Source organism: Leptospira venezuelensis (assembly GCF_002150035.1).
In the GTDB taxonomy this organism is placed as follows: Bacteria; Spirochaetota; Leptospiria; order Leptospirales; family Leptospiraceae; genus Leptospira_B; species Leptospira_B venezuelensis.
In genome coordinates this window covers 400,289-411,008 of the sequence record NZ_NETS01000010.1, presented here as the reverse complement: position 1 = coordinate 411,008, position 10,720 = coordinate 400,289, and the positions used below count along the sequence as shown (strand labels likewise).

Annotated in this window: 2 protein-coding genes; both read right to left on the bottom strand. The window is 38.0% G+C overall.

Annotation, left to right across the window (positions count from 1 at the left end; translation table 11 throughout):
• Nucleotides 1-5 precede the first annotated feature (5 nt).
• A complete protein-coding gene (locus B1C82_RS09100; protein WP_086447285.1) occupies nucleotides 6-452 on the bottom strand; it encodes a holo-ACP synthase in 447 nt (148 codons plus the stop codon).
• Nucleotides 449-10,357: a type I polyketide synthase gene (locus tag B1C82_RS09095; RefSeq protein WP_086447284.1), complete on the bottom strand. Its 9,909-nt coding sequence runs from the start codon at nucleotides 10,355-10,357 to the stop codon at nucleotides 449-451. The genes B1C82_RS09100 and B1C82_RS09095 overlap by 4 nt, the downstream gene beginning before the upstream one ends.
• Nucleotides 10,358-10,720: the final 363 nt, after the last annotated feature.

Below are 10,720 nucleotides of genomic sequence, written 5' to 3'. Positions count from 1 at the left end.
TTCTCCTAAAATATCAGGAGGACTTCGGAAAATGCATAATCCCCCGTATGGCTGATGCTCAGTCTAATTGAGTTTGGCTTTAAGTTGTTTAGATATGTTTCAAAATTTCCGTAAAAACGAAAATAAGGGCGGCCATAATCGTCGTTACGTATTTCTATCTCTGAATAGTTTACGTTTAGATCAGGTTTTTGGAATAAACGATATCCATCCAATGCCTTTATGAGCGCTTCTTTTGCGGCATATCTTCCCGCGAAAAAACTCGCTCTTTGATTTTCAGGTTTTGTTTGTCCCTTCTTCCATTCCCAATCCGTAAAAGTGATTTTAAAAAAGAAGGTTGCCTTATCCTGCAGACTTTCCTTGAACTCCGGAATGAAAGTAAGATCCACTCCTACGGAAGCATAAGGATTTGTGACAGATTCGAAATTTGGAAGAGTTTGTGATTCTAATTTCATTTTTTCTCTTCTTGTTTAGATCTGTAGTTTGCGTTTAAGAGAATGCTAATTTCTTCTTCTTGGAAATAGGACTTAGTATGTCTTTCATACAAAGGTTTTCCTATGCCCATCCTGACTTCATGGTATCTGTTTCGATTAGTAATTTCCCTTTTTCTTCTTAATTTCAGATAAGTTTCTCTTTGCACTGGGGTTAGAGCAGCTAAGAAATAATCGGAATGAACGAAAAGACAAAGCGCTCCCACATGTCCGAAACCTAAGGTAGTTAACATTCCCGCCTTAATATTATGTTTACCGAATGGAATACTTTCATCTGTAAAAGTTATGAACTCATAATCGTTCATGTCTGGATCCACTTCTTCCAGGTTTCGGTTTCCGGTTATAATACCTTCTTCCAAAGTTTGTAAGATTCCGATGGTCTGCCAAGCAGCAGCTCCACCTTTGGAATGTCCCGTAAGAGATTTTTGAGAAACTACAGGCAATAGATTTCCTGGGGTCCGCCCTAACTTAGATAATAAATTATACAAAAGTTTGTTTTCATTCTTATCGTTTGCTTTTGTAGAAGTATCGTGCTTGTAAGCGACGCCAATATCGTCAGCTGTTAATCCGAAAGTGGATAATACCTTTCTTAAAGGAGATTTCTCTTTTTCGGATTCTGCACCTAAGGATAAAAGTCCGAGCCCAGGCGCAGGAATAGAAGCTTGGATTCCATCTGTTTTAGAACCAGCATACGCTAAAATTCCATAAACAGGAAGTCCCGCTTCAAGAGCCAAGTCGGCCCTTGCGAGTAGAACAACTCCTCCACCTTGTGCCTCTACGAATCCACCTCTTCGGATATCATTCGGACGGCACATTCCTTTCGGATCGATTCCTTGTTCCAACATTTCTACGCTGCTTGCAGTAGCTTGCATGTCTCCGAATCCAACCAAACTTTCCATAGCAAAATCGTCGAAGGCTCCGGCTAACATAAAGCCTGCTTTTCCTTCTTTGATTAAGCTCGCCGCCATCTCCAAAGATATTCCTGCTGTGGCGCAGGCTGCGACCGGAGTTTGAACGGGCCCATATCCTCCTACATAAGATGTGAGCGCCCATGCTGTCGTAACGTTGATCAATGACTCTTGCAATGCATCATGCTGCCTTTCCTTTCCAAGTAAGAAGTCATGGAACATTCTTTTAAGTTTGCCCATTCCTCCCATGCCTGAACCCACTGTAGAGCCTACAAGTCCTGGATGCAGGAATCTATACAATTCCATTGGTTCCATTCCAGAACGTAAGAATGCTTCGCATGTACAATATAGATTATAAACTGTGATAGGATCTACTTGAGCCGTTATATCTTTTGTTAATCCGTATTTCGCCGGATCCCAACCTTTCGGAATCAGACCTGCAACCTTTCTGTTAAAGTCAGATGCCTTTCTGGCCTTGATGGTGCTTCCTTTCTTTCTTCTTACGAACCATTTGTCTTTTTCGGAATCATGATAGATCTCTGTAGCTTCCGGCTCTGCGTTCTTAAATTCTTCCGCTTCTTTTGAGTTAGAAACAGGAATGAAGAAGTCCTCTTCCAAGACCACATCTACAAAGGAGAATAACGTAGATGGGTCGAAGCCAGCCGATTCCTTATCGATGATCCTGATTCCCGCATTTGCTAATATTCTTTCTTCGTATTTGGATTTGATTTCCCATTCTGCAACAGCTTCGCCGGTTTCAGAATCAGTCCAACTTCTGCCTTTATCTGCAGCTTGGTATTTGATAAAACCCATCATCCAAGCAAGTTCGAGTGCTGCTTCTAAAGAAAGTGTTCCTGATTTTTCCAATTCCCATCTGGTCATTGAGCTACCTGCGGGTCCGAGTTCTGCAAAACCAACCACACAAATAGTTTGAGTTAAATCTAATTCTTTTAAATGTCCAATTTCATCCAGTTTCGCTTGAGAAGGGATAGAAGGATATTTGTACACTTCCTTAGGTAAGTATTCTCTTGGGATAATTTCACGTTTTTCTAATAAAATAGTATTCTTAAGAGCGAAGGTTTCCTTTTTGATTTTTGCTTCTGAAAGAATGTTTGCACGAATCTTTCCTAATGTTTTTCCCAGATCAGTTTGGGAGTCCAAACCGCCAGTAAAATTCGCCTTAGTGATCTGTTCAGTAGAATGGAATACGCAATTGTGGATTAGATTCCCTAAAAGAAGTCCCATCTCTCTTCTGGAAAATGTGAGCACTCCTGAATTTTTTTCTAAACCTTCCGCAACAAGATCATTTGCTTCCATGAGGCCCGTTCCTCTTACCCAACCGATTACGCAGCCGTGGATCCTTGTATGTTTTCCCCAATCATCTTCTTCGGAGAATTTTTTACGGAACAAAGTCTCGAGACCTAATTTAGTTTCTGCATACATTCCATCTCTTCCAAAGATACCATGATTCGGCGAAAGCGGAAGAATTACATGGAGCGGAGAAGTTTCCGTCGGTGTATTCTTTACTCTTCCAAGAGTGCCTATTAACTTTTCCACACCAAGCAACATGACTCTCAAAGATGTTAAAGAAGAATCATCTAATTGTGATCCTGTATTTTCTTCTCCTACTGCGCCGAATGGAAGTAAAACATCCGGTTCCCAATCTTTTTGGACCAACCATTCAGATAAGGAACGTATGTCTTCGAATGATCCTTGAGAGAAAGGAACTAATGTAAGAGAAGAACCTTTTGCTCCGTATTTTTGAAATATCCTTTTATAGAACTTAACTTTTTCAGAAGAATAAGAAGTTGTTGTTAGAATAATATCAGCCCCACCAGAAAGCAGAACAAAAACTGTCTCTAATGCGATTGAGTTCGGGCCTCCACCTGTGACTAAAACTTTCAATCCGGAGAAAGAAATTCCTTCTTTAGAAGAGCATGAAATTGAACTTAGAATAGACTCAGTTTCTTTTAAGTCGTTATTCCAGCTTGATCCTTGGTCTTTACTCGTTCCGATTAAAATTTTGTTTCGGAAGAAATCCTCTAATTCAGTAGAATATTCAACTTCTTTAAAGTTTAAATTTCCCTCTTCCGAGATCTCTAATTTAGGACGCAATACTGAATTTGCCGCCTGGAAGATCGGTTTTCTATTTTGGTCCCATTTAGAAGAAAGCGATCTAAGATATTCTCTTTTGGAATCTATGCTTTTTCTTTCTTCTGGAAATTGGAGCTGGTCTTTCTCCAGAATTTGGTCCCAATATTTTAAAACCTGAGACAATAATGGACTAGCATGATTTGAAAGATACTTTTCTGCGTCCCGACTGAAACTACTTTCGTTTCCGACTCTAAGTTTCGTTAAACCTTGAAGAAGTTTTTTCTTAGCCCATTGTTCCGAATTGGAAAAACGAACAATCTTCTTCTCTTCAAATAAAGAAGAAGGAGCAGACTCTATTTGGCTTTTTTGCCTAGCTTCTTGGAGAGTAGTTAAGTCCTTTATTAATAATTCTGCAAATGGATCTTCCCCTAAAAGTTTGGATTGAAAGTTTTTGATTGCCTTTCCGAAAATCCCTTCTGTTCCAAAATACTTTCGTTCTAATTCTTCTAAGGCAGCCGCATCTACTTTTGCTCCACCAGTTGATCCGGCATTATTTGCGGAAAGTTTTCCGATCCGTATTCCTTTAGATTGAGCAAATAGATCGACTGCTTTATCTAACCATTTGGAGGCATCTTTAGAATTTCCGATCCGAGACCCTAATGCGATTGAGCTTAATGCTCCTTTACGTAAAGAATCTCCTTCTCTTACGTATACAGGAAGAAAAATGCTGACAGCAAAAATTCCGGAAGCGCTTAAACCTCTTTCCTCTTTTAAATGTTTGAAAACTTCTGTTCTACCAAAATCAGGCGGAAAAAATTTCTTCAAAGTTTCTTCGAAAGCAGTTCTGAGATATGGTCCCGGTTGTGTGTAAGCAGATTGTTCTTCTAAAGATTTTACTAAATCCTTTAAAGACTTTTCGTGAGCTCCATCTAAACTTGTGGTTTTGAACTCAGCACCGAGGTCTGCCATTACTTGATTTCGTTTAGATGAATTTCCTCCAAAAAGAGTATCTATGTTTTCATCTTCCGAAATTTCTTCAGGTCGAATCCCCGCTTTCAAGGAAAGTAATACGAATAATGCATCTTTCTTGGTGAGATTTACAGATGTTTCTTCTCCACCGAATTGTTGAGATTCTTGAACGATTTCCTGGATTTGCGTTGGTGCAGTTCTAATAACTGTTTTTTCGATTGAAGTTTCTACTACAATGGGTTCCGAGACTTCTCTTAGTTTGGAAAATTCTGCAGATTCGCAATCTTCTAATTCCGAAAATACTATATTCCGATTTTCTTCTATATGTAAAATTTCAAAGGAAGAAGGATCTGAAACGTCTCTCAGAGTTTGCCTTGCCATGCCTGCAAGATCCCCTCTGGCTCCTAGATCGATCAATCTTCGAACTTTTAGGTCTTGAAAGAATTGGTCCTGGGTCTTGATCCATTGGACAGGCATCGCAAATTGATAAGCAAGTAATTCAATTAGTAGAATTCTTCTGAGGTCCTTGTTAGAAAGTTTTTGATTTTCTTTTAGAACCTTTTCTAAGACTGGACTGCCTGAAGTTTCCCAAACGTATTTTATAAATTCTTTATCAATCGAGAATGGTTTTGCAACCAGATTTGGAATATACTTGCCATCTAATTCCTCGAAGCCGGAGATCTGAGGAACATTCGCCTCTAGAGTCTTTCTGAATTCTGCAACTCCGTTCACTAAAACTCTGGAATGAAAAGGTACATCTATTCCTTCTAGACGGATTGTGGTTTTTTTACCTCTTACAATCTCTTTAAAACGATTTTCCATTTCAGTGAGAGCTTTAAGGTCGCCGGTCACAGAATATTGTTTGTCTCGAATGTTTAAGTTGACCACTTCTAAAGGAAGACCTGTTTCTTCTTTTATTTGGTTTACAACTTTAAGAATTGTATCTTCATCTAAGCCAACATGACGATTTCCTAATACAACACTCATTCCGAAGGGACTTCTTCCTTCCTTGTCTCTTGGGACCAGGCTTTGCATAGTAAGCCCTCTTCCATACACAATACGGATGACATTTTCTAATCCTAAAAATCCTCTGGCAGAAAGAGCAGAGAATTCACCTAGAGAATGCCCTGCAAATGGAGCTTCGGAATCTAAGAAACCTCTTTCTTTCAAGATTTCCCAATCGGCCATGGACTTAGTAACCAAAGCAACTTGTGTAAATTGGGTGAGGTGAAGAACTCCTTTCGGATGATTCCAAACTTTCTTTCCCACTTTTAATGAAGTGGGATTCTCTTGTACAATTTTTAAAAGAGAAAAGCCTAGCTCGTCTCTTGTAGTGTTCTCCGCTCTTTGCCAAACATTTTTTGCTTCCGGAAATTCATCTCTAAGTTTCATTCCCATTCCTTGGGACTGAGAACCTTGGCCTGTAAATACATAGCCTGTTCTTTTCGGAGAGATGATCGCTTTAGCGCTTAATTTTCTCTCTCCATTTCTATTTTCTAAACTAACAGATAGGATCTGAGATCCTTTCTTTTGAGAAGTGTGGATTGCTTCTAATAGTAGCTCTTCTCCTAAATACACCGGAGCTTCGAAAGTTTCTTCGAAAGAGGTTAGTCTAGAAGGATCTCCTTGGCATACATCCATTACGATTTGTTTAATTATTCTAGAGGAAGTCCAAAGTCCGTGAACAATCCTGTCCTTCCAGCCAGCAAATTTTGCAAAATCAATATCAGTATGGATCGGGTTTGTATCCCCAGAAGCCGCGGAATATTCGCTCATATCAGAAGGAGCATGAAAAGTTTCTGATATGATCTTATAAGACTTAGTAAGTGGGATTTCCGAATCTGCTTCTGTCAGGTTGGAGAAGAATCGATCAAAAGATGTTTGAGTTCCAACAGCAGTTTTCTCTTCTAATTTGAATTTTCCCCATTCTTCAGAATGAGAGCCCGAAACTTTTTCGATCTTGCCTTCGATAGCATGAAGTTCTTGATTTGTTTCCAAAGAGAGAACAAGTCGATTTGTTGAGGTGAATTTTAATTTAAATCCGACAGAGTTCGTTCCTTGATCTTCCTTTTTGTAAATCCAAGGAATGGAATTTAGAAGATTAGATTCGGCTTCTGATTTGATTAATACAGTTTTTTCGAAAGGTAAAGAATCGAATTCTTGGAATTTAGAATTAACATCTTTGATTAAAAATCCAGTTTGGAAAGAGCAGACTTTCTTCCCGTCTTTTGAAATTTCTCCCAAGATCTGAATTTCTTGGCTTGAGCCAAGTTTTCTAACTTTAGCAAGTCTCGCTTTTGATTTTAGTTTGTCTCCTGGAACTAACTCATTTGCTTCCTTTTCCCATTGAAAATTTTGAGAGAAGTGCAAAAGTCTGAATAGATTCTTATTTTCTAATGTAAATAAAGGGGAGAGTAATACCTTCCAGGCGAATGCGGTACTCATTCCTAAAGGGGGATTTGGATCGGATTTTAGATCTGTTCTTCTTAATTCTCCGATTGCTTTTCTGAAATTTAGAATAGATTCCTTATCGATTATGATCTCCGATTCTAATTCTTCTGAAATATTCTTGGTAGAATTCAGAAGAATTTTTTGATCCATTCCCCATGTTTTTAAATATAGATCTAAACCAGATTGTTCTCTAAAGGAAAGGTCTTCTTCAATAAATGCTCCTAAGATTTTTCCAGCGCTAAATTTTCTCTGGAACGGGATAGCGTTTCCATCCTTAGGATCATAGAAGAATAGTTTGAGTTCTGCAGAATCTTTTTCTGAAAGTTTTAATTCTACTTTTAGTTTATTTTCTTCCAAAACTTGGATCAGTAACAATTCTTCCGAGCTGCTGGTTTCCCAAATAAATTTTCTACCTATCCTTGGTTCAAAGAATAATTTCAGGTCTGATGAATTGTTCCCGATTTTGGAGGATCTTAAAACTGCAGTCAGAAATCCTTTGCCTAATTCAGCTAAGCTTAATAGCCAATCGTTTGGTGATATATCAATATTTTCGAATATATTAATCGAATTACTGCTGATTTGTTCTTCCGAGAAAAAATTTAGAGCATTCTTCGTTTGAAAATTTGAATCAAACAGATCTTCCCAATAGATCTTTTTGGGCTTAGAATTTTCTAAACTTACTTGCAAAAAGTTTTGGAAGATAGAAGAAACTGGTTCGTTTGCCTTATGAATTCCTTTGATTGCTTTTGGACCGGGGATCCAGGCGCAAGAATCCGGCTCAATATCAACACAATGAGAATACCAAAGTGAATCTGAGCGAATCCATTTTACTAAATCCTCATCGATTACGGGGATAAAATTTACAGGTTTACCTGGTCTTTTACAAACATCAAAGAAGAAGATTATATCTTCTGGTAAGATAAGAATTGTATCCGCATTCTTATATCTACTATTCCATTCTTTTAGAAAAACATTCGGCTCAAAGTTATGATCTATATTTTCCAATATAGATTTTTGATGTGAAGGTTCTGAAATCCGAGCTTCGAATCTTTGCACTAATTCTATAAATCTGTTTCTGAAACTTTTATCTATGAAAGGATGATCTGGCCAATTCTCTTCTGGAGAAATCAATCTCTGTCCAGGGCAGACCAACTCTAAATATCTAGAAAGAATTTGAGTATAACTCATCTTTTCTAGATCTCCGAAGAAAGGTTTTGCAGTTGAATTGATAAGAGAGATTAGTTCTTTCCTTTTAGAGAGAACTGCTTTTTTGGCTTCCTCTGTTTCTTTTCCTTTTGTAAGTTCTTCTGCGAGTGAAGAAAGTTTAGTCCAAGTGTTTTCTGCATAATAAATATCAGCGCCGAGTCCAGATCTTCCTGAGATTACCCCACCAGCGTTTTTGCCTTCTTGAGTGGTCTTCCAATTTTCAGAGCCTGAGATATCAACAAGAGCTTGTTTAATTTTTTCTGATGTAGCACATTCCTTGGCGGCCATTAATCTGGTCCCTAAGAATACTGCGTCAACCGGCATAGCATTTTTTCCTGCCCAAGTGCCGAATAGCCAAGACTTAGAATCTTGAGGTTCTGCAATTCCTCCGCCCACTGCTAAGACAATATTCTTACAATCTCTGATCTCGCCATAAGTAGAGCGCACTAATTCTTCTAGATCTTCCCAGCTATGGTGTCCTCCTGCGGCTCCACCTTCTATCTGCATTAGGATTTTTGAATCAGATACTTGTTTTGCGATAGAGATTACTTGTCGGATTTGTTTTTGAGTTCCAGGCTTGAATGAGTTCAACCAGATCCCGTGAGCTTCAAAATCTTTTAATATTCTAACTGCTTCTTCCGTTTCAGGAATACCAGCGGAAATAGTAACTCCTTCGATAGGGGCGCCTTCACTCTTTAGTTTCTTTACTAAGGGAACTTGAAGATTCCATAAATAAGCATCTAAGTATAGAAGGTTAATGACTATTCCAACACCTGGAGGTAATTCTTTTCGAAAGACATCCATTCTTTTTCGAAACAGCTCTTCTGTTACTTGCCCACCGCCTGCCCACTCGATCAGGTGTCCTCCTTTTGCGGCGGCGATTACTATTGCCGGTTCAACAGTAGAAGGAGTCATACCTCCCCCAAAGACGGGAGATCTTCCTGTCCACACCGAATAACTGTTTTTTAAGAAAACCTTTCCATTTGGTAGCTCTACTGTTTCTGGCTGGAATTCCTTCCATGCTTTAGGAAATTCTAAATTAATTTCTTTGGTAAAGGATCTATAAGATTCGGATTTGCTTAAGTTGCGAACTAGGTAGGATTTTCCTTTGAGGATAGGAGAGCACAATTTTTCAGCGTCAACTCCTGGCCCGAAAGAGATTAGTAAAATTTTACCTTCTTCTCTTTCTAAACTTCCTAAACAGATTTCCCAATCCAGAAGTTCCGCAACTGCCATTCTGGAAAATGCAAGTGCAAGATCAGATTCGGTTCTCAGATCTCTTCCGTCTCTAGTATCGTATAACGGAATTTTTAGATCAGATTGTTTTGGATTAAATCCAATTCTTTTGACATCTTCTTCTAAAAGTATAGGAACTCTTCTTAATAGTGGGCTATGAAAAGGAGCGGAAATTTTGAGAAATACCCAAGATTCCAAATTGGGGAAGTTATTATTTGAAAGGAAACTTCTGAACTCTAATAATGACTCAGGAGATCCGCATACTACTCTTGCCTTTGGTCCATTCTTCAATCCTAAATATACAGTATCTTCGGAACTTCTATTTATATTAAATTTATCTAATTCCTCTGTTAACAATTTGTCGCTTTCCGATTTAATGGCGGCCATTGGCGAGGCAATCTCATCGGGTTTTAAAAGCCTTTTAGCTATAACGTCCAATTCTAAAATTGGAAATTCTTCTTGGACTCGGATTCCTAAACTAATAAGATTCCTGAGTATTAGAGACAAATTTTTCAAAAATGTGGTTTTATCGGGAGAAGAAGATAATAAGAATCCTGCATACACTCCTTGCGAATGGCCAAATACACCTGAAGTTTCGTTAAACAAAGTCTCCCAGTTAGATTCATCTTGGACCACTCTGTATAAAGCAGAAGCTTGGGCTAAAAAGATAAGAGGAATGCTATAAGAACAATTCTTTAGGATAGAATGATCCGGAGTCAGTTCAGGTTGATCCAGCCAATCCTTTAAATGAAAACCTAAAGGTAATGCTCCTATAAGTCTGTCTTTATTGATTGCCTTACATTCTTCTTCAATAGAAGAAAAGACTGTTTGCCAGAATTCAGAATTCGAATGGCCTTCTTCATAGAAAGAACGTAACTCAGGGATAGGATCTATTCCTTGTCCACCGAAGGTTATAAATGTTTTAGCTGATTGGGCGGAAAGATTTTTAAAGATAGGTGATACTTGTTCAGACGACAAAGCTCCGCTTGAATAATTTGTTTTCATTTATTGACCCTTCCATTTTTATTTTTCGTTTATTAAGATTTCATTTGAAATGGAAGAGTTTACGTTTTGATTTCAAGAAAAAAATTTTTTACGCACAATAAAATCTAAATCGTGATGTGCGAACGCTGTTCTAAAACATGTAGCAAATGCCATACATATCTATTTTCCTAATTTATAATATGAATGTATAAATATTATGCTGATGAACGTTTGTTAGTTAAGTGAGTTAGTTAACAATTGTTCGTTAATAGTGTTTGATCGATGTATGATATCATTTATTTTATAGCATATGGATGATAAATAAATGAACGTTTGTTTATTATATATTAACAAAATGTAAAGTAATATTTGGTTAAAGAGGGG

Coding starts and splice junctions, on each gene's coding strand:
- B1C82_RS09100 (WP_086447285.1), bottom strand. CDS start 452: ATGAAATTAGAATCACAAACTCTTCCAAATTTCGAATCTGTCACAAAT.
- B1C82_RS09095 (WP_086447284.1), bottom strand. CDS start 10,357: ATGAAAACAAATTATTCAAGCGGAGCTTTGTCGTCTGAACAAGTATCA.